Genomic DNA, 21,690 nt, shown 5'->3' with positions numbered 1-21,690 from the left:
AGGCCCTAGCTGTTAGGCAAGTCATCTGCGACGGGCATGGCACCAGGACCTGCATTTCAGCCAGCGCTTACCTCACGCGTTCCCGGAAAGCTTCAACCTGGCCGCCTGGGTGAAATCCAGCATCCGGTTCAGCGGTTTGATGGCCTTGGGCACCAGGGCTGGGTCGACGAAGATCTCGTCCCCGCCACTGCGCAGGCAATGCAGCACGCGCTCCAGGGTGTTCATGGCCATCCACGGGCAGTGGGCACAGCTGCGGCAGGCCGCGCCGTTGCCGGCAGTGGGCGCCTCGATGAAGACCTTGTCGGGGCATAGCTGCTGCATCTTGTAGAAGATGCCGCGGTCGGTGGCGACGATAAAGGTCTTGTTAGGCAGCGTCTGGGCAGCCTTGATCAACTGGCTGGTGGAGCCCACCGCATCGGCCAGGTCGATCACCGACTCCGGCGACTCGGGATGGACCAGCACCGCGGCGTCCGGGTACAGGGCCTTCATGTCGGCAAGCTGACGCGACTTGAACTCCTCATGAACGATGCAGGCACCGTCCCACAGCAGCATGTCGGCACCGGTCTGCTTCTGGATGTAGCGACCCAGGTGCTGATCGGGGCCCCAGATGATGGTCTCGCCGTTATCCATCAGGCTTTCGACGATTTCCAGCGCGCAACTGGAAGTGACCACCCAATCGGCCCGTGCCTTCACGGCAGCGGAGGTGTTGGCGTAAACCACCACGGTACGCTCGGGGTGCTGATCGCAGAAGGCAGAGAATTCTTCGATGGGGCAACCCAGGTCAAGCGAACAGGTCGCTTCGAGCGTGGGCATCAACACGCGTTTGTGAGGGGTGAGAATCTTGGCGGTTTCACCCATGAAGCGCACGCCGGCCACGATCACCGTCTCGGCCGGGTGCTGCTTGCCAAAGCGGGCCATTTCCAGCGAGTCGGACACGCAGCCGCCAGTTTCCTCCGCCAGGGCCTGGATCACCGGGTCGCAGTAGTAATGGGCAACCAGCACGGCATTCTGCGCCTTGAGCTCGGCAGCGATGGCCGCACGGTATTCGGCCTGCTGCTCGTCCGTCAGCGGGTTGGGCTGCTTGGCGTCGAGGTGAGCCTGTACCAACAGGCGTTCGGAAATCTGGGTCATGATCGCTGGACCTGCAAGCGCGTGCGCGCATCAAATCGAGTGTATCACCCGGCCCTGGCAGATCGGCTAAGGGCGCCGGACGGCGCAGGCCGCCACGGCCCTCTGCGGGCGCGGGTTATTATGGAGGCCGAAGGCTACAGAGAAACCGTGGATTTCTAAAGCGGTTTTTAAGCGCCTCTACCCGCCCTCGCACCAGCGGCTCGGGTGCGGGCAGAGACCTGCTGTCAGGGTTGAGGCGACAGCCCCGCCAGTGGCGCCTGCAAGAGCGCGGCAAAAGCCTGAGGCGTCATCTTCTGGCCATTGAATTCCACCATGCCATCGGCATAGCGCACCGTGCTGACCACGTCGCTGCCTTGCACTGTGCCCAAGCCACTTTGTACCGCCACCAAGCCGACCATTTCCCCTGCCTGGCTGGACTGCATGGCGATGGCCTGGGCATCGGTCTGACCGTCCAGCAGCGCTTGCAGGGTCGCCAGATCGCCCAGCATCGGCTTGGAGAGCGAGAGCTTGCCGACGACCTGACTCACCAGTTGCCTGACCACTTGATCTTCTGGCAGATCAAAGGAAGCAGGGGCCTTGAAGTCTGCCGCCAGGTTGAAATGGCTCTCGCCATTGGCGGTCTTGAAGCTGAGGTCTTCGATCGCAAGTTTGGGTTCAGCGGCCAATAGGGCACGCAGGTCCCCTTGGAACTTGGCCTTTTCGGCCTCGTCCATGTCGATCCGTGGCACTGGCTGCCCAGCGGCAGCGGCGGCCTCGAACTCAGGCAAATGGGACCCATACCAGTTGGACAATGCCTGGAAAGCAGGCGCGTTGATGGACTTGAGGCTGACAGTCATCTGCGCCTTGCCGACAGCTCGCCCATCCCAGGTGATGTCGCCAAGCTTGTATTCGACGCGCCCGCCTACGGTCTCGGGCCCCTCGACACCCTGCAGAATGTTCTGCTCAAGGCCCTTTATCACCAGCATCTGCTGCCTGGGCCCGACGGTCATCTTGGCTTCAGCCAGGTACAGGTCAACGTTACCCGCATAGAAGTTATCAAACGCGGTTGCGGCCAGCTTGCCACCTAGCTTGAGCCCCTTGAGCTCGAAAATGACGGGGGGTTGGTCTTCGTAGACCATCTTCACCAGGAATTGGTCAGCACTGCCGTGAAAACGCGAGTCCTTGCCATCGCGGTCACCGCTGACCTGTAGGTCCAACCCGGAGAAGGTCAGGCCAGCGCGGTCACTGTCCTCAACCTTTACAGGCGCCAGATGAATCTCGCTGTCGATGCTGCCGCCATACCCCAGGCTGGTCTGAGCGCTGACAGGCACGCGGCCATCGGCTGCGTCGTACCAGGCAGAGGTGCCTTCATCCTTGTCCAGGGTACTGGTGCTGTGCGCCAGCACGGGCATCAGCCTGAGCGTCTTGACGCGAGACCATGGAAACGGCCCGTGTTCGATGTGATCGGTCAGGCTAACCTCGAAATTAGTCAGCGTTTTATTACTGACGCGCACGTCGCGCGCGATGAGGCGATAGCGGGCAGTACTGCTGAACCAATGCTGCTCAAGCGATACACGCTCAATGCGCATACTCCCGCCGGTATTGGCCAGAGACTTCTGCAACTGCGCATTGCCCTGGGCCAGCGCATGATCCAGCTCGGCCGGTAAACGCTTGCCGGTGTACCAGGCTCCGCCAACGACGACCACGGCAATGGCCGCCGCCACACCGGACAAGATTCCTACTGATGTTTTCTTCATGAATAAAACCGATTGATGTCCATAAAGGCTCGCACGCCACCTACGCAGCCAGGAAAATGGAGGATATCACCGAAGCCTTGACACGTCGGCAACAGCTACACGTTGCAGCTGTGCAGAGGGTTGCAGAAACCCATGCCGTAACTGTTAATTTTTACGAACACACTTATGACCTTTTCGCCCTGCAAGAACGTATTAAAAACGATTAATGCATTACAAATCTCGATAAAAGTCCTACTTTCGAAACACCTTGTCATGTTTAACTTGACACTTAAGACGCCTTCGTTTTTTATTTTGATCACTCGCGTGACCCGATTGCGCCTCTGCTGCTCCTACATAAAGGTGAACAATATGGAGCCCACCCGCTCGCCGCTGCTGCCTGCGCCCTGCGCTGTGCCTGTCTTTCAAGCCTTCGTCCAGGAGCCACGCCAGCATGCAGCCTGAACCCTACGCACCCGAAGCCGGCCAACTGCGCAAGACCTTGCGTTTATGGCATGTGATCATCATTGGCCTGGCGTACCTGACGCCCATGACCGTGTTCGACACCTTCGGCATCGTGTCAGGCATCACCGCAGGGCACGTGCCGAGCGCCTATATCCTGGCCCTTGCCGGGATCCTGTTCACGGCCGTCAGCTATGGCACCCTGGTCAAGCGCTTTCCCCAGTCGGGCTCGGCCTACACCTACACACAACGTGCCATCAATCCACACGTGGGCTTCCTGGTGGGCTGGTCCTCTTTGCTGGATTACCTGTTGCTGCCCATGGTCAACGCCTTGCTGGCCAAGCTGTACCTGTCTGCCATGTTCCCTGAGGTGGCGCCGTGGGTCTGGGTGGTGGCGTTCGTGTCCCTGATCAGCCTGATCAACATGCGCAGCGTCAACCTGGTTGCGCATTTCAACCTGCTGTTCGTCGGCGTGCAGGTGGCGATCATCGCGGTGTTCATCTACCTGTGCATACGCGGGCTGGACCAGGGCGAAGGGCTGGGCACGGCATGGAGCCTGTTGCCCTTCGCCGACCAGCAGACCCACCTGAGCGCCCTGGCGGCAGGTGCAACCATTCTGTGCTTCTCGTTCCTGGGTTTCGATGCGGTCACGTGCCTGTCCGAAGAAACGCGTGACCCGGCCAAAACCATACCGCGGGCTATTTTCCTGACGGCATTGATCGGCGGCGTTGTATTCATCACCGTTTCCTACTTCATCCAGGCTTATTTTCCCACCATGGCACGCTTTCACGATCAGGAAGCGGCGCTGCCGGAAATCGCCCTGTACGTGGGCGGCAAGCTGTTCCAGTCGGTCTTCATCGCGTGCACGGTAATCAACACCATCGCCTCGGGGCTGGCGTCGCAAACCAGCGTGTCGCGCCTGCTGTATGTCATGGGCCGTGACAAGGTCATACCCGCGAGCGTTTTTGCGCGGTTGCATTCGCGCTACAAGACACCCGTACTGAACATTGCCGTGGTAGGGGTGATTTCGCTGTCGGCCATCTTCTTCGACCTGGTCACCGCCACCTCCATCATCAACTTCGGTGCATTGGTAGCGTTCAGCTTCGTCAACTTGTCGGTGATCAATCACTGCTACCTGCGAGAGGGCAATCGCCGAGGGCTGGCCAACCAACTGAAGTACCTGGTACTGCCTACCACTGGCTTCTGTATCATCGTTTCGCTGTGGCTGGACCTGAACGTGCACTCGCTGTTGTTCGGCGGGATCTGGGCCACGCTAGGCCTGGTGTACCTGGCCTGGTTGACCAAGGCGTTCCGTGCGGCGCCGCCCAACTGTATCGCCGAGGGATGACGCGTACCGACCATGCATAGCTCAACCACAACCGGTTTCTTCGACATCACCACTGAGCAGGGCCTGCTGCGCACCTCGATCGCGGTCACGCTGTTCATCGCCAGCATCGGCATTGCCTTTGGCTTGGCGTCGGGCTCGTTTTCCATCGTGTTCGACGGCGTCTACTCGCTGGTGGATGCCAGCATGAGCGGGCTGTCGCTGATGGTGGTCAGGCTGATCACCTCCCATGCCAGCAGCCTGCAGATGTCGCGCAAACTGCGTGAGCGCTTCACCATGGGCTTCTGGCACCTGGAACCCATGGTGCTGGCACTCAATGGCATCCTGCTCAGCGGGGTCGCCATCTATGCCCTGATCAACGCCGTGAGCAGCCTGCTGGAAGGTGGGCGTCACCTGGAATTCGGTATCGCCATGGTCTATGCGGCGCTTACCGTCGCCGCCTGCGTGACCATCGCGGTGATCGAGGGCAAGGCCAACCGCAAGCTGCGCTCGGATTTCGTCGCCATGGACGTCAAGGGCTGGGTGATGTCCGCCAGCATCACGGCAGCGCTGCTGATCGCCTTCTGCTTTGGCTATGCCGTGCAGGGCACATCGCTTGAATGGGTATCGCCCTACATTGACCCGGCCGTGCTGGCACTGGTCTGTCTGGTGATCGTGCCGCTGCCGATGTCGGTCGTTCGCCAGGCGTTGGCGGATATCTTTCTCGTCACCCCGGGCGATCTCAAGCAGCATGTGGATGTGGTTGCGCAGGCTTTCGTCGAGCGCCATGGCCTGCAGTCCTACCGCGCCTATGTGGCCAAGGTGGGGCGCTCACGGGAGATTGAGTTGTACTTCATCGTACCGCCGCAGATGGCGGCCAAGACCATTGAACAGTGGGATGCCTGGCGCAACGAGATCGGCGAGGCCATCGGCGGTGAAGGGCCCAACCGCTGGCTGACGGTGGTGTTTACCGGCGACCCCGAGTGGGCCGAATAGCCATCAGCACTCAGCCACGCAGGCGTTCGATCAGCGGCAGCGCTTCGATTTCAGGGCGGGCGAAATAGTAGCCTTGCATCAGCTCGATACCCAAGGCTGCCAACGCCTGGCACTCGGCTTCTGTTTCCACGCCTTCGGCGACCAGCAGAATGTCCAGCCGCTGCGCCACCAGCACGATGCCTGCCACAATCACCTGGCGCACTGGGTCGGCGCCAAGGTTGCGTGTCAGCGCCATGTCCAGCTTCAGCAGGTCCGGTTGAAACTCGGCAAGCAGGTTCAAGCCCGAGTAGCCCGATCCGAAATCGTCAATGGCCGTGGTGAAGCCCTGCCGGTCGTACTCGCGAAAGATGGACTTCAGGTGTTCGGTGTCCTCGACCCGTTCGCCTTCGGTCACTTCGAAGATCAGCCTGTCGGCCGGAAAATCGAACTGCCTGGAGGCTTCGAGCGTTGCACGAATACAGGTGGCGGGACGGTACACGGCATTGGGCAGGAAGTTGATGCTGAGTTTGCAATCCTGCACACGGTTGAGCCCAAGCTCGGAGGCTTTTTCGATGGCCTTGACCCGGCAGGCCTGGTCGAAGCGATACAGGTTATCGGGTGTAACCTTGGCCAGCACCTGCGCAGCCCCCTCCCCCGCTACACCTCTGACCAGCGCCTCGTAGGCGTACGGTTTACCCGAAGGTTGGTGAACAATAGGTTGGAAGGCCATGGTGATGCCGAACCCGAGGTCCGCCATCTCACGGCATTGCTTGCAACCCACAGCTTCGAAAGGCTGCGCAAAGATCAAATCGGCCATGGTGTCTCCGGCAGCTTGATGAAGAGAAAGTAGCGCTGGAATAACACGATCGTTAGAACGTCGGGACAGCGTTGTTGGCACTTTGACAGCATGCTTGCCCAGAGGTGCGGTGCGCAAGGTAAAGACCAGATAAAAAGGCCTGGCAGCTCGGATTCATTGGGCTTGAGCGGGCAACTCGGTACACTGGCGCCGGATATAACAGCTGACGACATGGACAACTTCGACATGACTGTCTTCAACCACCGGGGCGGCGAGTACCTCACCGTCGGTGATGCACGCCTTTATTACGAACAACTGGGCGCACCTGACGCACCAGCACTGGTCCTGCTGCATGGCGGCCTAGGACATATCGAAACCTTCAACGCCATCACCCCGCATTTAGCCCACCGCTGGCGCGTAATCGGCATCGACAGCCGCGGCCAGGGCATGTCCACCCTGGGCAGCGCACCACTTACTTATGAACGCATGCAGCACGACGTGGAGCGGGTGATCGAGCATCTGGCGCTTGAACGCGTCAGCCTGATCGGGCACAGCGATGGCGGAATCGTCGCGTTGCGCATGGCTGCCTCGCAGGCTGTGACGGTCGATAGGCTCGTCACCATCGGGGCTCACTGGGCGCTGGGAGAGAACGACCCTGCGCGGGCCCTGTACGAGAGCATTACCGCCGCGAAGTGGCGCGACCTGTTTGCCGAAGATGTGGCTCGCTATGAGGCGATCAACCCGCAACCGGACTTTGCAAGGTTGCTGGAGGCCGTGCGGGGGATGTGGCTCGATGACAGCGAGCACGGGTATCCCGCCACCAACGTCGGTCGCATTACCGCGCCATTGCTGGTAGTGCGTGGCGATCGTGATCGCCTGGTTTCACGCGCCAATGCCCTGGAGCTGGTAGAGCAAGTGCCTGGGGCGCAGCTGTTGAACCTGGCGCTGGCTGATCACTCACCTCATGAAACGCACCCGCAATGGCTACTGCCTGTGGTGGAAGCTTTTTTGAATCAGTGATGACGGGGGGCGAAAGCGGTCATCGCTTAACGCCCCTTTGCCCGGTATCGGCTTCCCACTACCGGGCTACGCCTTGGGCGCCATGTCGATGACCACACAGCGACCATTGGCCCTGACTTTCTGCACCACGTGCGCCCTGTCGACAAAGACGTTGATTTCGCAACTGCCTGAATGCTCGACATCCTGCCAATACTCGCGGTGTACCAATTGGCCATTTTCAGGGCCGGTGTAAGTGCCCGCAGCCTCCCGGGAGATATACGTGCTGTCGCGCACGTACCTGAGCACCACCATGTCCTGATCAGGCGCCACCATGATGACCCTGGGCACACCGAAATAGTCGATCAGCTCACCGACCGGGCGGCCTTTCCACGCACTGGTTGCCTCAAGTGACGAGCAACCGCCAAGCAGGACAGCGCCCAGGCAAAACACAAGCAGGCGGATCATGGTTTCTCTCCTTGGTGGCCAGTTACTTGGCAGGCATCTGTGTGAAGGCGTGGTCGATCTGCCTGATGATCTCGGCCCTGAGCGCTTCGCGGTTCAGTATCTCGAATAGCTGGGGGCCAGAGCGGCTCAGCTGCGAAGCTGACATCACGCCCAGGTGCTCCATCTTGAGGGCTTGGCGCTCAGCTGGCTTGCAGATGAAATTACGGCTTTGCGCCAACCACGGTTGTTGATCGCCCTGCCATTGATTGGAGAACTTGGCCTTGCGCAAGGTATTGGCCACGCTGCTGAAGTCGAGCGCCCCTGTGACCCTTGCCCGCTTGTTCCTGCAATCGACTTCGACGTCGTAGACTGTGAAATCGGGCTTGCCGGGCTGCTGGTCAAACAGATAGACGCCCACGGATTTGGCGCCACCGGGGCGCTCGTAGATGTTACTGGGGTCGCCATCTGCAAGGTACACCTTGCTCTTGCCCAGGCTGGCTTGATGATGCACTACCCAGTAGTCGCCCTTTTGGGCAGTGTCCGCATGGACGGGTAAAGCACCCAACAGGAGTGCAAGCGACAGCAGTTGTTTCACTGGGAAGCGCATGACTGGCCATCTCTCTGCCATTACTTAGACGGAAAATTTTCCCATCCGCAGTAGTGGGCAAAGGGCTATCTAGTACATCTGGACTAGATAGCCCTACGCTCCGAGCGGTTGAGCGAGTGCTTTGCCGATGGCCATAACTTCCATGGTTTCTGGGCAATGGATGAAGGCAAATGTTCACCATGATCCCGCTCGCAAACACATGTCAACCGCCTGATTTCGGCTGAACCTCTAATGACTGCCAAACACCCACCGGGTGACGGGGTTAACGGCCAACGAGAGCGCTTCATTTTTATACATTCAGAATGTATGATTAAAGCAAGCGGCAATGTTCGCCCGTAGGGAAGTTTCAATGATCCGTGTCGCCACGGGGACCTCGTGGAACCAGCGACGCCTGATTATCATTCAAGGGATTTGCAACCATGTGCTCATCTGCAAACGCTGCCCATGCAACGACCGCCCGCCACCCCTGGCTGGCAGTCATAGCTGCAGGGGTTGCCACGTTCTCCGTGGTAACCACTGAAATGCTGCCGGTAGGCCTGCTTACGACCATCGCCGAGGAACTGGGCACCTCTACCGGCAGCGCAGGCCTAATGATCACCTTGCCGGCGCTGCTGGCGGCCTTCTTCGCGCCGCTGGTCGTGATTGCGGCAGGCAACCTCGACAGGCGCTGGATTCTATGTGGTTTGCTGGGCCTGCTGGTGATCGCCAACATTGCCTCGGCGATGGCCACGAGCATGGCGTGGATGCTAGCCGCAAGGGTGTTGGTCGGTTTCTGCATGGGTGGCGTCTGGGCCATCGCGGGGGGATTGGCCGCGCGACTCGTCCCAGGGCACTCGATCGGCTTGGCCACCTCAATCATCTTCGGCGGCGTGGCGGCAGCCTCCGTGCTCGGCGTGCCGCTGGGGGCGCTCATTGGAGAATTTGCCGGCTGGCGTTGGGCGTTTGGCAGCATGGCCATACTCGGTGGCGTGGTTCTATTGATTCACCTCGCTGTGATTCCGTCCTTACCGGTGCACAGTTCGGTTACCGTGCGCCAGTTCGTCGCGCAGTTCACCAACCGTGGCGTACAGGCCGGGTTGCTGTTGACCCTGTTGCTGGTAGCTGGGCACTTCATGGCATTTACCTTCGTACGCCCGCTGTTGCTGTCCGTGTCCGGTTTCGACCCGCAGTGGATCGGCGCCCTGCTGTTCACCTACGGTATCGCCGGCATCATTGGTAATTTCCTGGCTGGCATTAGTGCGGCGCGGCGCACCACGCTGACCTTGACCACCATCGCCCTGGGTCTGTTGCTGACGCCAATATTGTTCCTGACAATCGGCGACACGCCAGTTGGCGGCGCCGTGGTACTTATCGCCTGGGGTTTGGCCTACGGCGGTGTATCGGTGGGTCTGATGACCTGGATGATGAAAGCCGCGCCGACGGCCGTGGAGGTCGCCACCGCCCTTTATGTCGGTGTATTCAACGTCGGTATCTCGCTGGGCTCATGGGCCGGTGGACAGACCGTGGATATCCTCGGCTTGCCCGCCACGTTGTGGCTGGCCGCCGGCCTAGCCGCGCTAGGGCTGCTGTTGGCCTTTGGCATGGGCATATCCGGACAGAAACAACAAGACCTGTCCGCGCAGGCCAACGCCGCAAAATGAAAAACTTGCCCGCGGTCCCACGCCCGGGCGTTCGCGCCCCTGAACGCTGACGCTCCCGCTGGCTCGGTCGCGCCTGCCTGGGAAGAATGAGTTGCGCTTCATCTAACTGCGCGGTCATGGCGGGCCGTATGGGCGGCCGGTATATACCCGTGAATGGCTAGGGAGATGGCCACAATGAGTTGTACACGGATGTTGATGTGCATAGCCGGGGCCTGCCTGGCACTGATCGGCCTAACGATGCTGGCTGGCGGCACCTGGTTGGTGCTGCTCGGTGGCAGTGGCTTCTACCTGGTGGCGGGGCTGCTGCTTGCGGCAGTCGCTACTGGCCTGTGGCGGCAACGCAGCTACGCGTTCGGCGTTGCCGTGGCGCTGCTGGTCCTGAGTATGGCGTGGGCTTGGCGGGAAGTTGGGCTGGATACTGGCAGTGGGTACCGCGCGTCTCGATGTTTCTGGTCGTAGCATGCGCCTACCGACTGCCCTGATTGATCGCTAGAGCCGGCCATCCGGCTCATGTTCACCAACCGCCATTCGCTCAGACCGAGAGAACATCCCATGCCCCACGAAATCTTCGAACTTGGCGACATCCAGTTGCAGTCCGGCCGCTGCCTGCGCCAGGCCAAGCTTGCCTACCAGACCTACGGCAAGCTCAACGCCGCCAAGGACAACGTCATCGTCTACCCGACCTCTTTCGCCGCCACCCACGACGATACTGCCTGGCTGGTTGGTGAAGGTCGAGCCCTGGACCCGAGCAAGTACTTCATCATTGTGCCCGACGCCTTCGGCAATGGTTTGTCGAGTTCACCCTGCAACACCCCGGAACCACAGAACGGCAATCGCTTTCCGCGCATTACCGTGCATGACAACGTGAACCAGCAACACCGCCTGTTGACCGAGAAATTCGGGATCAATCGGATCAGGCTGGCAATCGGCTGGTCCTTGGGGGGCTCGCAAGCGTTCGAATGGGCTGCAGCCTATCCTGAGCAGGTGGAACGGTTGTTCACCTTCCAGAGCGCAGCGCAGACCTCCCGACACTTCCATGTGTTCTTCGACAGCGTGCGCGCGGCGATTGAGCTCGACCCTGATTTCAAGGAGGGATTCTACACACAGCCCCCGCATCGCGGCCTGCGCGTGGCGGCACGGATCTACGCGGGATGGGGATTCTCCCAAGCGTTCTATCGCGAACGCCTAGATCAACGGGAGCTGGGTTATGCGTCGATCGAAGACTTCTTGATCGACTTTTGGGAAGGCTGGTTCCTCAAGCGCGACGCAAATAACCTGCTCGCCCAGCTATGGACCGGCCAGCATGCCGATATCAGCGCCAATACGCGTTACCAAGGCGATATCGACAAAGCGCTGGCATCGATCAAGGCTCAGACCATCATCATGCCCTCCTCCAGCGATCTGTATTTTCCGGTGCAGGATGCCGAGCAGGAAGCCAGGTGCATCGCCGGGGCCGAATTGCGCATACTCGAGTCCGACTGGGGACACGTTGCCGGTGAAGGCTTGAATGACAGGGATACCCATACCATCGAGAGTGCCATCCACGAGCTGCTCGCGCGCTAATGCCCACCACTACGGCGCCGGACTTGTCTCTGTAAGCCCGGCACCGGAAAATACGCGGATCACGTCAGTGGCGGCAGTTGTTCACCGTCATGTCCCCTTTTGAAAAAGGAAATGCCTGATGGCCCGCCGTACCCGTGCCGAAATGGAAGAAACCCGCGCCACGCTCCTGGCGATAGCGCGCAAGATGTTCAGTGAGCGCGGGTACGCGCAGACATCAATGGATGAACTGACAGCCCAGGTGCAGCTCACCCGAGGGGCGCTATATCACCACTTCGGCGACAAGCAGGGGCTGTTGGCGGCGGTGGTCGAGCAGCTGGATGCGGAAATGGACGCGCGCTTGCGAGCGATCACCGACACAGCAGACGATGCCTGGGAGGGTTTCTGTAAGCGTTGCCGTGCCTATCTGGAGATGGCAACGGAACCGCCAATTCAGCGAATCGTGTTGCGCGACGCCCGCGCAGTTCTGGGAGGAGCATCGCCAGACGCACAGCGCTATTGCGTGGACTCGATGCAATTACTGCTTGCCAACTTGATTCGCCAGGGAACCGTAGCCCCTGTCAATCCACAAGCACTGGCCGCGCTGATTTATGGCAGCTTGGCAGAGGCGGCCTTCTGGATCGCCGAGACCGACGACGTCATGCCGAGACTCGCAGAAAGCGTGGCCGCGCTAGACCTACTGCTCGCCGGATTGTTGCTGAAACCACACGCCTGACCTTATCCCCAGACGCCCAGTCCCATCTCGGGCAGCACTCTTCCTGCAACACCTCATCGGCAAGCACAAACAGTGGGCAGCTGTTCCTGGAATATAACGGCGCTTCGCCTCTGATGGGGGTTGTGTCGTACTGATCCACCTGAGCTGCGGTATCACCGGCTCAGGATCGGGCTATGTATTGGCGAAAAACTATCACCTGCTTCAGCTATGAAGCTGTGTTGCATGATTTTTTTGAGCACTGGCCGCAGGTGGGATATGGGGTGAAGGCAGGTGCATACGCTGACTGGACCAACGAAAAAGCCCGCTAACCTGTGCAGGCTGCGGGCTATTTCATATTTGCATCACGCTGAAGCGCGCCTAAGGTTCGCTCCATACGGCAGCACGACTAGGTTGGCTGTGACAGGCCTTACTTCCTAGTACATACGAACCGCTGCGAATATGGTGGGTCGTGTAGGATTCGAACCTACGACCAATTGGTTAAAAGCCAACTGCTCTACCAACTGAGCTAACGACCCGTTGGATGGCGCGTATAATACTGATTTCTATAGAGAAATCAACACCCCGCAGTAAAATTTCTTAAAAATAGCGCGTTGGGTCCGCCACGGATGCTGCCTTGAAGCCGTCAGCGCGCAAGCGGCAGCTGTCGCACTTGCCACAGGCACGCCCGTCGTCATCAGCCTGGTAGCACGACACAGTCAAGCTATAGTCGACCCCATGCGCCACGCCGGCCTGGACGATCTGGGCTTTGCTCATGTTCTGCAAGGGCGCCTGAATGCGGAAACCCTGCCCTTCGACCCCTGCCTTGGTAGCCAGGTTGGCCATGCGTTCGAAGGCTTCGACGAATTCGGGGCGGCAGTCCGGGTAGCCGGAATAATCCACGGCATTGACACCGATGAAAATGTCACGGGCTTGCAGCACTTCGGCCCAGCCCAGCGCCAGCGACAGGAACACCGTGTTGCGCGCTGGTACGTAGGTCACCGGGATACCTTCGCCCGGCGTTTCCGGCACATCGATGCTGCTGTCGGTCAGGGCCGAGCCACCGATGCCGTCCAGGTTCAGCCCGATCACCTTGTGCTCTACCACGCCCAGGTCATGAGCGACCCGTGCAGCGGCGTTGAGCTCAGCGCGGTGACGCTGGCCGTAATCGAAGCTCATGGTGTAGCAGGCATAGCCCTGGGCCTTGGCCATGGCCACTACCGTGGCCGAATCCAGGCCACCGGACAGAAGAATTACTGCGCGTTTATCAGTCATGTCTCACTCTCTTGCTCAGCGGCCAGGTTCGTCGTTCCACAACAGCTTGTGCAGCTGAAGCTGGAAACGCACAGGCAAGTTGTCGGCAACGATCCAGTCGGCCAAATCAGTGGCACTCACTTGGTGGTGGCTGGGCGAGAACAATACTTCGCCGGCGCGCTCGGCTAGGTTGTACTGAATCAACTTGGACACCGCCCAGTCGTAGTCTTCGCGGGAGCAGATGACGAACTTGACCTGGTCGTTGCGCGTCAGGTGCTCGATGTTCTCATAGCGGTTGCGGTGCGATTCTTCCGAACCTGGGGTTTTCAGGTCGACGACGCGGCTGACACGGGTGTCGGTGCCGGCGATATCGAGCGCGCCGCTGGTTTCCAGCGAGACTTCGTAACCGGCGTCGCACAGGCGCTGCAGCAGGGGCAAGGCGTTAGGCTGGGCGAGGGGCTCGCCGCCCGTCACGCAGACATAGCGCGGCTTGAAGCCGGCCACCTGTTCAAGGATCGAATCCAGGCTGCGAAGGGTGCCGCCACTGAAGGCATAGGCGCTGTCGCAGTATTGGCAGCGCAGGGGGCAACCGGTGAGCCGCACGAATACCGTGGGCAGCCCAGCCGTTCGTGTTTCACCCTGCAACGAGTAAAAGACTTCGGTGATGCGTAATGTATCTTGCATGATCGCCACGGGCGTGACAGCAAAACAGGCTGCCCGCCTCCGTCAGGCACTGGCACGGACTCGACATAGCGTTATCCGTGACAGCGTGTTTACGAAAAAAGGGCGGTGATTCTAACGAAAAAACCCGCGCCAGGCGCGGGTTTCTTTCGAACGGCAGGCAAGCGCCGCATTACTTCACAGCCTTTGCAGGTCTCGCTGCGCCAGTTGCGCAGCCGATGTGCCCGGATATTGGGTCACCACCTGCTGGAGAATGCCCTTTACCTTGTCCGTGTGGCCGAGACGACGCTCGACGTCGGCCAGTTTGTACAAGGAGTCTGGCACCTTGCTGTGCTTGGGGTACTTCTGGCTTACCTGGGCGAACGCCTGGCTTGCGCCCTGCAGATCACCTTTGGCCAGGTTCACTTCGCCCAGCCAATACTGTGCGTTACCAGCATATTGGCTGCTGGGGTACTTGCGCAGGAAGGCGTTGAACGCCTGGCTGGCCTTGTCGAAGTCTTTTTGCTTGATCAGGTCGAAGGCAGCATCGTAGTAGAGCTTCTCCTTGGCCGGATCACCGGGCTCGCTACTGGCGGCCGGTTGTTGGGCAGCAGCACCGGCTGCAGCCCCCGCGGCGGCACCAGAGGCACCACCGGCGGAAGAATTGTCAGGGGTCGCGGCAGGCGCAGCGCCACTGTTGATGCGACGGTCCAGGTCCTGGTATCGCTCCAGGTTTTCCTGCTTCATACGAGACACATCGTTTTGCAACTCTTCGATGATGCCTTGCTGGCGGGAAAGCTGATCCTGCATCTGTTGCAGCTGCATGAACAGCTGGCCCTGTGCAGAGGCAGGGGCCGAAGCCCCTGACCCGGCATAGGCGCCGCTCGTGCCATAACCCGCAGGCGGATAGCTGCCTGTGTTGTCATCTACTACAGGGACTGCAGCCCACGCCGAAAAGGGCAGGCTGAGTGCGAGGACGGTTACTGCACGGCGGCACTTGCGCATAGGAACTTACTTACGCAGTTCTACGCGACGGTTTTGAGCCCAGGACTGCTCGTCGTTGCCGGTAGCAACTGGACGCTCTTCGCCGTAGGAAACCACTTCCAGCTGAGCAGGGGAAACGCCCTGCAGAACCAGGTAGCGCTGAACGGCCTTGGCACGACGCTCACCCAGAGCCATGTTGTACTCGCGGGTGCCGCGCTCGTCGGTGTTGCCTTCCAGGACAACGCGGTTGCCGTTGGCTTTCAGGTCCTTGGCGTGAACGTCCAGAGCGCGCATGGCTTCTGGCTTCAGGTCCGAGCTGTCGTATTCGAAGTAGAAGGTGGTGATTGCGCGCAGAGCGGCTTCTTCGCTCAGGGAACCGTCGACTGCGCCGGTGTTGGCACCGTAGCCAGCGTTCGGGTCAACGGCGCCAGCGCCTTCACCTGCGTTGTCACCGCCCTTGGAGGAGCAACCTACAGCCACGGCCATGGCCAGAGCCAGCGCAGCGAATTTACCAAACTTCAGCATTTCCATCGTGAAACTCCTAATGAAACCCCAGTGTGTTAAGCAAAACGTATTACGCCGCAATCAGTTCAGGTAAGGGGACCAGGACGGTTCTCTGACTTCGCCTTGAGCGGTAGGAAGTGGGAGCCTCACGCGGCCATTAAGCGACACGAGCATCAAGACTCCCCGGCCCTGCTGGCGGGTGGCGTAGATTAGCATGGTGCCGTTGGGCGCAACAGTGGGAGACTCATCAAGACTTGTTTCCGAGAGAATCTTTACACTTCCGCGTTGCAAGTCCTGGGCGGCAACTTTGAAGTTGGTGAAACCCTGTTGGCGGTGAATCATCACCAGGGTCTTTTCATCCGCCGAGAGTTTAGGGTTGGCGTTGTAGTTACCCACGAAGGTTACGCGCTCGGCGCTGCCGCCACTGACCGACTGTTTGTAGATCTGCGGCTTGCCGCCACGGTCGGACGTGAAGTACAGGGTGTTGCCGTCTTTACCCCAGAATGGCTCGGTATTGATGCCAGGGCCGGCGGTCACGCGGCTGATCTGACGCGAAGCCACGTTCATCACGTAGATGTCCGGGTTGCCATCCTTGGACAGCACGAAGGCCAGGCGCGAACCATCTGGCGACCAGGCAGGTGCGCCATTGAGGCCTTCGAAGTTGGTGACCTGTTCACGGCGACCGGTATCGATGTGCTGGACGAAGATACGCGGGCGCTTCTGCTCGAACGATACATAGGCGATGCGTTTGCCATCGGGCGCAAAGCGCGGCGACAGGATGGGCTCGCGGGACTGCAGCAGGGTCACGGCGCGGGCACCGTCATAGTCCGAACGCTGCAGGGTGTAGCGCGTGTTGTTGGTGGAGAAGCGCTCGGCCGTCACGTACAGCATGCGCGTGGAGAAGGCACCCTTGATACCGGTGAGCTTCTCGAACGACTGGTCGGCGATGTAGTGCGACATGTCGCGCAACTGGTCGGTGCCGCCAGCGACACTGCCGGTCAGGACCTGCTGCTCGGTGGCGACGTTGAACAGGGCGTATTGCACCTGCAAGCGCCCACCGGAGGGCACGATGCTGCCTACCATCACGTACTGGGCACCCAGCGCCTTCCAGTCGCGGAAGATGACTTCGCTGGCCTGGGAAGGCTGGCTGATCATGTTCTGGCGCGGGATAGGCGAATAGTAGCCGGAGTTGCGCAGGTCGTTGCCGATGATGTCGGCCATGTCTTCAGGCAGCACACTGCCACCTTGAACAGCGAACGGCACCACCGCAATTGGCGTTGCCCGGTCACTGCCACTGGTGACCAGGATGTTCTTTTCCTCTGCTACGGCCATGCCTGCCACGCAGCACAGCATGACCAGCAGTCCTCTCAGACGTTTAATCACAACGCTAGATCCTCAGGTGTAAATGTCATCTTGAACGAGCGATATTGGTTGAAATCGCTCGGCTTCATGCCCTGCATTTCAGTCAGGCGACCGATGTTCTTCACCGCTGCCACCGCCGAGCTGTCGTAGGGGCCGTCACCGCTTGACCGGGCCACACTGACGCTGGTGATGGTGCCATCGGGCAACATGCTGATCTGCAGTACCACCGTCATGCCTTTACGCGCCGATGGCGGGCGAGCCCAGCCTTCTGCCGCGCGCATGCGGATCAAGTCGTCGAAGTCGCCGGCCACTTGGTCACCCTGCTCGTCGGCCAGCGCCTGCTGCCGCTCGGTGGTGTCGGACAAGAGCTCGGCCAGGGCCTGTGCCTTCTTGTCTTCAGCCGCCTTGCGAGCCGCTTCCTGTGCCTTTTTCTTCTGGGCATCGGCCGCGGCCTTCTTCTTGGCGTCTTCGGCTGCCTTCTTCTTCGCTTCTTCGGCCGCTGCGGCCTTCTTCTTGGCCTCCTCGGCAGCTTGCTTCTTCGCCTCTTCAGCGGCCTGTTTCTTGGCCTCTTCTTCGGCTTTTTTCTTCGCTTCTTCCTCGGCCTTCTTCTTGGCGATGTCAGCCTGCTGTTTCTCGGCCGCTTTCTTCGCCTCATCGGCCTTCTTGGCTTCAGCCGCTTTCTTGGCCTCGGCGGCTTTGGCAGCTTCAGCGGCCTTGGCGGCGTCCTCGGCTTTCTTGGCCTCGGCTGCCTCGCGTGCCTCCTGGGCCTTTTGAGCAGCGTCGGCTTTCTTTTGTTCCGCAGCTTTCACCGCTTCCTGCTCGACCTTCTTCTGCTCAAGCTGCTCGACCTCGGTCTGGCGCGAAGCGGTTTTCTTGGCTTCCCCGGCAATCTTCTGATTGGTCTGGGTGGTGGCCTGGCTCTTGGACTTGAGCTGATACAGCGTAGCCTGAACGATCGGCTTGGCCGGCGGCAGTTCGGGCGTCATGGCAAAGCTTACGAACAGCATGCCGAACACCAGCACATGCAGGCCGATGGCCCAGACACTGGGCCAGAAGTAGCTTTCCGAGGCAGAGGGCTCTCGCTGTTGCATCAGGGTGCCTCGGTAATCAGGCCGACGTTACCGACACCGGCTTTCTGCAGCCCGCCCATGGCACCCATGACCGCGCCGTAGTCCACCGCCTTGTCGCCGCGGATGAATACCTGGGTCTGCTTGCCCTGGTCGCGGCCGGCCGCGATGATCTTGGTGACGGCGTCGGTCATGGCCGGCAGGGTCATGGCCTTGTCCATCTGCTTGTCGGTATCGACTTCGCTGCCAAGGTTCCAGTAGTAGGTCTTGTCGGCCTTGATGGAAATGGTAAGGATCTGGACGTTGTTGTCCTGCGGCAAGGCTTCGCTGGAAACCTTGGGCAGGTCGACCTTCACGCCCTGGTTGAGCATGGGCGCCGTCACCATGAAGATGACCAGCAGCACCAGCATCACGTCGATGTAGGGCACCACGTTCATCTCGGCGACGGGCTTGCGTTTGTGGCGAACTCGGGCCATGGGCTTCTACCTGATTACTCTTCGCTGGTGTGCACTTTGCGGTGCAGGATCGCCTGGAACTCGTCGGCGAAGGTGTAGTAACGGCCGATCAGCGTCTCGCTGCGGGCCGCGAAGCGGTTGTACGCAATCACCGCCGGGATGGCTGCGAACAGGCCGATGGCCGTGGCGATCAACGCCTCGGCGATGCCCGGCGCAACGGTGGCGAGCGTGGCTTGCTGGGCGCTGGCCAGGCCGCGGAAGGAGTTCATGATGCCCCACACGGTACCGAACAGGCCGATATAGGGGCTCGTCGAACCCACGGTCGCCAGGAACGGCAAACTTTGCTCGAGCTTTTCTTCTTCGCGGGAAATGGCAACGCGCATGGCACGACCAACCCCTTCCATCACGGCATCCGGGTCAACGCCAGGTTGCTGACGCAGGCGGGAAAACTCCTTGAAGCCTGCACGGAAGACCTGCTCCACACCCGAGTCCGGGTCCGGGTTGCTACCGGCCTGGCGGTACAGCTTGGACAGGTCGATACCCGACCAGAAGCGCTCCTCGAAAGCATCGAGCGCACGACGACCGGCGCGCAGCATGGTGCTGCGCTGGAAAATCATGATCCACGAGGTGACCGAGGCGGCCACCAGGGTCAGCATCACCAGCTGCACCACGACGCTGGCGTTACTGACCAGACTCCACATGGAGGTATGGTCGACGACGTTAGCTTCCACGCTTATTCTCCTGCATTCGATTGATTACCCGAGCCGTCTGCCGCAAAGGCGTCGCGCAGCTGGGGAGGTATGGCTCGGGGTTTGAAAGTGTCGGCGCGCACAGCGGCTATCAGGAACCGCCCTTCGCAGAGCAGCGTGTCGTCCCTTTCCCGCCACACTTGCTGCACGAAGTGCAAGCTGGCGCGATTGAGTTCAAGTACGTGCGCGGTCACCCGCAATTCATCGTCCAGCCGCGCCGGCGCGTGGTAGCGCGCTTCGCTGGAATGGACCACGAACAGCAGGTTGTCGTCAGCCAGTTGCGACTGGGAAAAGCCCAGGTGCCGCAAGCGTTCGGTGCGCGCGCGCTCCATGAATTTCAGGTAGTTGACGTAATACACCACGCCACCGGCATCGGTATCTTCGTAATAGACGCGACAACGGTGTGTGAACGGTTCCAGGCCTTTTTGCGCGCGCATACTCTAGTGCTTACTCCTCGGCTTGCCAATCCGCTCTGGCAACTGTTTTTCAACATTCATGTCCAGGTGCCAACGCCCCCGCTGCATGCCAGCGGTAGGACCACGAAAAGCATGTTTCGATCTGTCATTCATCACCCGGCTCGGAAAAATCCGCGCCCTCCCCCAACCGCCCGGGAACATTCAGGCCGAAGTGCAGGTAGGCGTGCCGGGTCACCACACGGCCACGGGGGGTGCGCATGATGTAGCCCTGCTGGATGAGATAGGGCTCGAGCACGTCCTCGATGGTGTGACGTTCTTCGCTGATGGCGGCGGCAAGGTTGTCGACGCCGACCGGGCCACCGTCGAACTTCTCGATCATGGTCAGCAGCAGGCGCCTGTCGGAATGGTCGAAGCCGCGCTCATCGACGTCCAGCAGGTTGAGCGCCATGTCGGCCACGGCCTTGGTGATCTGGCCTTTGCCGCGCACTTCGGCGTAGTCGCGTACCCGCCGCAGCAAACGGTTGGCAATGCGCGGCGTGCCACGGGCACGGCGTGCGATCTCGTAGGCACCGAGGTCCTCGATGACCAAGCCCAGGATGTTGGCCGAACGGCTGACGATGGTGGCCAGGTCCTTGTCGCTGTAGAACTCCAGCCGCTGGACGATACCGAAACGATCGCGCAACGGGTTGGTGAGCATGCCAGCGCGCGTGGTGGCACCGACCAGTGTGAAAGGTGGCAGGTCGAGCTTGATCGAGCGGGCCGCCGGGCCTTCGCCGATCATGATGTCGAGCTGGAAGTCTTCCATGGCTGGGTAGAGCACTTCTTCGACGACCGGCGACAGCCGGTGGATCTCATCGATGAAGAGCACGTCATGGGGCTCAAGGTTGGTCAGCATGGCGGCCAAGTCGCCAGGGCGCTCGAGAATCGGCCCCGAGGTACTTTTGACCGATACCCCCATCTCATAGGCGATGATGTTGGCCAAGGTGGTTTTGCCCAGGCCTGGCGGGCCGAAGATCAGGGTGTGGTCGAGCGACTCGCTGCGCCCACGCGCCGCCTGGATGAACAACGCCATTTGCTCGCGCACCACGGGCTGGCCGATGTACTCCTCCAGCCGCAATGGCCGGATGGCGCGATCCTGGACTTCTTCGCGGTCGCGGCCACTGGCAGCGATCAGGCGGTCGGCTTCGATCACTTGGTAATCATCCCCTTGAGGCTGCGACGAATCAGCTCTTCACTGGAAAGCCCCGACTTGTCCTTGATCGCGCCGATGGCCTTGCTCGCTTCCTGAGGCTTGTAGCCCAGGGACACCAGGGCGCTGACCGCATCCGCCTCGGCGCTGGACTCGCTGGCGGCCGGCAGTGGGCCATCGGACACAAGCGTGAACATGGCCGGTGACGTTTCCCAGGCCTTGAAGCGGTCCTTGAGCTCGACCAGCAGGCGCTCTGCTGTTTTTTTGCCTACGCCGGGTACGCGTACCAACACCGAGGCGTCCTGGGCCTGGACGCAGCGCACCAGCTCATCGATCTCAAGCCCGGACATCAGTGCCAGGGCCAGCTTGGGGCCTACACCGTTGAGCCGAATGAGTTCGCGGAACAATTCGCGCTCGCGCTTCTCGGCAAAGCCATAGAGCAGGTGGGCGTCTTCGCGCACCACAAGGTGTGTGTGCACTGTCACCGGTTCGCCGACCTTGGGCAGGCGATAAAGCGTCGTCATGGGGACTTCCAGTTCGTAGCCCACGCCATTGACGTCGATGATGAGGTGCGGCGGCTGCTTTTCCGCCAGGGTGCCGCGCAAACGTCCGATCACGTTTCGATCCTTTTCACGGGGAGCTGCTCGATGGCCGCTCAACCCTATCAGCAAATACGGCAGGCGGACGCTCCACCTGCACAAAATGTGTA

23 protein-coding genes and 1 tRNA gene are annotated in these 21,690 nt (G+C 60.5%); 7 read left to right on the top strand and 17 right to left on the bottom strand.

The features are described 5' to 3' along the window. Positions 1 to 72 precede the first annotated feature (72 nt). Entirely contained in the window at positions 73 to 1,131 is a 1,059-nt protein-coding gene (gene nadA, locus FS767_RS13925; RefSeq protein ID WP_058604303.1) for a quinolinate synthase NadA, read from the bottom strand. 224 nt (positions 1,132 to 1,355) lie between these two features. After that, the gene (locus FS767_RS13920) at positions 1,356 to 2,867 is read right to left on the bottom strand and encodes a YdgA family protein (RefSeq protein ID WP_144966300.1); all 1,512 of its coding nucleotides are present in this window, start codon (positions 2,865 to 2,867) and stop codon (positions 1,356 to 1,358) included. A 430-nt stretch (positions 2,868 to 3,297) separates the two neighbouring features. On the opposite strand from FS767_RS13920, the gene FS767_RS13915 reads away from it, so the two are divergent. Both FS767_RS13915 and FS767_RS13910 read left to right on the top strand, forming a co-directional pair. Continuing rightward, positions 3,298 to 4,653: an APC family permease gene (locus tag FS767_RS13915; protein ID WP_144966298.1), complete on the top strand. Its 1,356-nt coding sequence runs from the start codon at positions 3,298 to 3,300 to the stop codon at positions 4,651 to 4,653. 12 nt (positions 4,654 to 4,665) lie between these two features. After that, positions 4,666 to 5,625: a cation diffusion facilitator family transporter gene (locus FS767_RS13910; protein WP_144966296.1), complete on the top strand. Its 960-nt coding sequence runs from the start codon at positions 4,666 to 4,668 to the stop codon at positions 5,623 to 5,625. A gap of 10 nt (positions 5,626 to 5,635) precedes the next feature. Here FS767_RS13910 and FS767_RS13905 read toward each other — a convergent pair whose 3' ends face one another. Beyond that, positions 5,636 to 6,421, bottom strand: a complete 786-nt coding sequence (locus tag FS767_RS13905; RefSeq protein ID WP_144966294.1) for an EAL domain-containing protein — start codon at positions 6,419 to 6,421, stop codon at positions 5,636 to 5,638. A gap of 225 nt (positions 6,422 to 6,646) precedes the next feature. Between FS767_RS13905 and FS767_RS13900 the strand changes: the two genes are divergently transcribed. After that, positions 6,647 to 7,420, top strand: a complete 774-nt coding sequence (locus FS767_RS13900) for an alpha/beta fold hydrolase (RefSeq protein ID WP_144966292.1) — start codon at positions 6,647 to 6,649, stop codon at positions 7,418 to 7,420. 66 nt (positions 7,421 to 7,486) lie between these two features. On the opposite strand, the gene FS767_RS13895 is transcribed toward FS767_RS13900, so the two are convergent. Both FS767_RS13895 and FS767_RS13890 read right to left on the bottom strand, forming a co-directional pair. Then, on the bottom strand, positions 7,487 to 7,864 hold the full coding sequence (locus FS767_RS13895) for a hypothetical protein (RefSeq protein ID WP_144966290.1): 378 nt from the start codon (positions 7,862 to 7,864) through the stop codon (positions 7,487 to 7,489). A gap of 22 nt (positions 7,865 to 7,886) precedes the next feature. Then, on the bottom strand, positions 7,887 to 8,450 hold the full coding sequence (locus tag FS767_RS13890) for a hypothetical protein (protein WP_144966288.1): 564 nt from the start codon (positions 8,448 to 8,450) through the stop codon (positions 7,887 to 7,889). Positions 8,451 to 8,869: 419 nt separating this feature from the next. Between FS767_RS13890 and FS767_RS13885 the strand changes: the two genes are divergently transcribed. From FS767_RS13885 to FS767_RS13870, 4 genes are all read left to right on the top strand, one after another. Then, a complete protein-coding gene (locus tag FS767_RS13885; protein WP_144966286.1) occupies positions 8,870 to 10,090 on the top strand; it encodes an MFS transporter in 1,221 nt (406 codons plus the stop codon). Positions 10,091 to 10,264: 174 nt separating this feature from the next. Next, positions 10,265 to 10,549: a hypothetical protein gene (locus FS767_RS13880; RefSeq protein ID WP_144966284.1), complete on the top strand. Its 285-nt coding sequence runs from the start codon at positions 10,265 to 10,267 to the stop codon at positions 10,547 to 10,549. A gap of 93 nt (positions 10,550 to 10,642) precedes the next feature. Beyond that, on the top strand, positions 10,643 to 11,653 hold the full coding sequence (locus tag FS767_RS13875) for an alpha/beta fold hydrolase (protein ID WP_144966282.1): 1,011 nt from the start codon (positions 10,643 to 10,645) through the stop codon (positions 11,651 to 11,653). Positions 11,654 to 11,771: 118 nt separating this feature from the next. Continuing rightward, positions 11,772 to 12,365, top strand: a complete 594-nt coding sequence (locus FS767_RS13870; RefSeq protein ID WP_144966280.1) for a TetR/AcrR family transcriptional regulator — start codon at positions 11,772 to 11,774, stop codon at positions 12,363 to 12,365. A 439-nt stretch (positions 12,366 to 12,804) separates the two neighbouring features. Here FS767_RS13870 and FS767_RS13865 read toward each other — a convergent pair. From FS767_RS13865 to ruvA, 12 genes are all read right to left on the bottom strand, one after another. Further along, positions 12,805 to 12,880 (bottom strand) — tRNA-Lys (locus FS767_RS13865). A gap of 61 nt (positions 12,881 to 12,941) precedes the next feature. Next, positions 12,942 to 13,616 carry a 7-cyano-7-deazaguanine synthase QueC gene (gene queC / locus FS767_RS13860; protein WP_144966278.1) on the bottom strand — a complete coding sequence of 225 codons (675 nt, stop codon included), beginning with the start codon at positions 13,614 to 13,616 and terminating at the stop codon, positions 12,942 to 12,944. A gap of 15 nt (positions 13,617 to 13,631) precedes the next feature. Further along, positions 13,632 to 14,279: a 7-carboxy-7-deazaguanine synthase QueE gene (gene queE, locus FS767_RS13855; RefSeq protein ID WP_023536244.1), complete on the bottom strand. Its 648-nt coding sequence runs from the start codon at positions 14,277 to 14,279 to the stop codon at positions 13,632 to 13,634. Between the two features lie 174 nt (positions 14,280 to 14,453). Further along, positions 14,454 to 15,260 carry a tol-pal system protein YbgF gene (gene ybgF / locus FS767_RS13850; protein ID WP_144966276.1) on the bottom strand — a complete coding sequence of 269 codons (807 nt, stop codon included), beginning with the start codon at positions 15,258 to 15,260 and terminating at the stop codon, positions 14,454 to 14,456. Between the two features lie 6 nt (positions 15,261 to 15,266). Next, positions 15,267 to 15,770 (bottom strand): peptidoglycan-associated lipoprotein Pal, encoded by a 504-nt coding sequence (gene pal / locus FS767_RS13845; protein WP_023536326.1) that lies wholly within the window; start codon positions 15,768 to 15,770, stop codon positions 15,267 to 15,269. A 54-nt stretch (positions 15,771 to 15,824) separates the two neighbouring features. Then, on the bottom strand, positions 15,825 to 17,096 hold the full coding sequence (gene tolB, locus FS767_RS13840) for a Tol-Pal system beta propeller repeat protein TolB (protein ID WP_205885280.1): 1,272 nt from the start codon (positions 17,094 to 17,096) through the stop codon (positions 15,825 to 15,827). A 26-nt stretch (positions 17,097 to 17,122) separates the two neighbouring features. Beyond that, positions 17,123 to 18,196, bottom strand: a complete 1,074-nt coding sequence (tolA, locus tag FS767_RS13835; protein WP_144966272.1) for a cell envelope integrity protein TolA — start codon at positions 18,194 to 18,196, stop codon at positions 17,123 to 17,125. After that, on the bottom strand, positions 18,196 to 18,648 hold the full coding sequence (gene tolR, locus FS767_RS13830) for a protein TolR (RefSeq protein WP_003254760.1): 453 nt from the start codon (positions 18,646 to 18,648) through the stop codon (positions 18,196 to 18,198). The genes tolA and tolR overlap by 1 nt, the downstream gene beginning before the upstream one ends. Before the next feature lie 14 nt (positions 18,649 to 18,662). Further along, positions 18,663 to 19,358 carry a protein TolQ gene (tolQ, locus tag FS767_RS13825; protein WP_023536305.1) on the bottom strand — a complete coding sequence of 232 codons (696 nt, stop codon included), beginning with the start codon at positions 19,356 to 19,358 and terminating at the stop codon, positions 18,663 to 18,665. Between the two features lie 2 nt (positions 19,359 to 19,360). Further along, positions 19,361 to 19,813: a tol-pal system-associated acyl-CoA thioesterase gene (gene ybgC / locus FS767_RS13820; RefSeq protein WP_058604314.1), complete on the bottom strand. Its 453-nt coding sequence runs from the start codon at positions 19,811 to 19,813 to the stop codon at positions 19,361 to 19,363. Positions 19,814 to 19,937: 124 nt separating this feature from the next. Further along, positions 19,938 to 20,984, bottom strand: coding sequence for a Holliday junction branch migration DNA helicase RuvB (gene ruvB, locus FS767_RS13815; RefSeq protein ID WP_144966270.1), 1,047 nt, complete (start codon positions 20,982 to 20,984; stop codon positions 19,938 to 19,940). Beyond that, a complete protein-coding gene (ruvA, locus tag FS767_RS13810; protein WP_058604315.1) occupies positions 20,981 to 21,598 on the bottom strand; it encodes a Holliday junction branch migration protein RuvA in 618 nt (205 codons plus the stop codon). Before ruvA ends, ruvB begins: the two co-directional genes overlap by 4 nt. Between the last annotated feature and the right edge of the window lie 92 nt (positions 21,599 to 21,690).

The sequence above is a fragment of the Pseudomonas sp. DE0010 genome (assembly GCF_007680745.1).
Taxonomy (GTDB): Bacteria; Pseudomonadota; Gammaproteobacteria; order Pseudomonadales; family Pseudomonadaceae; genus Aquipseudomonas; species Aquipseudomonas parafulva_B.
This window is presented reverse-complemented; position numbering and strand designations above follow the sequence as displayed.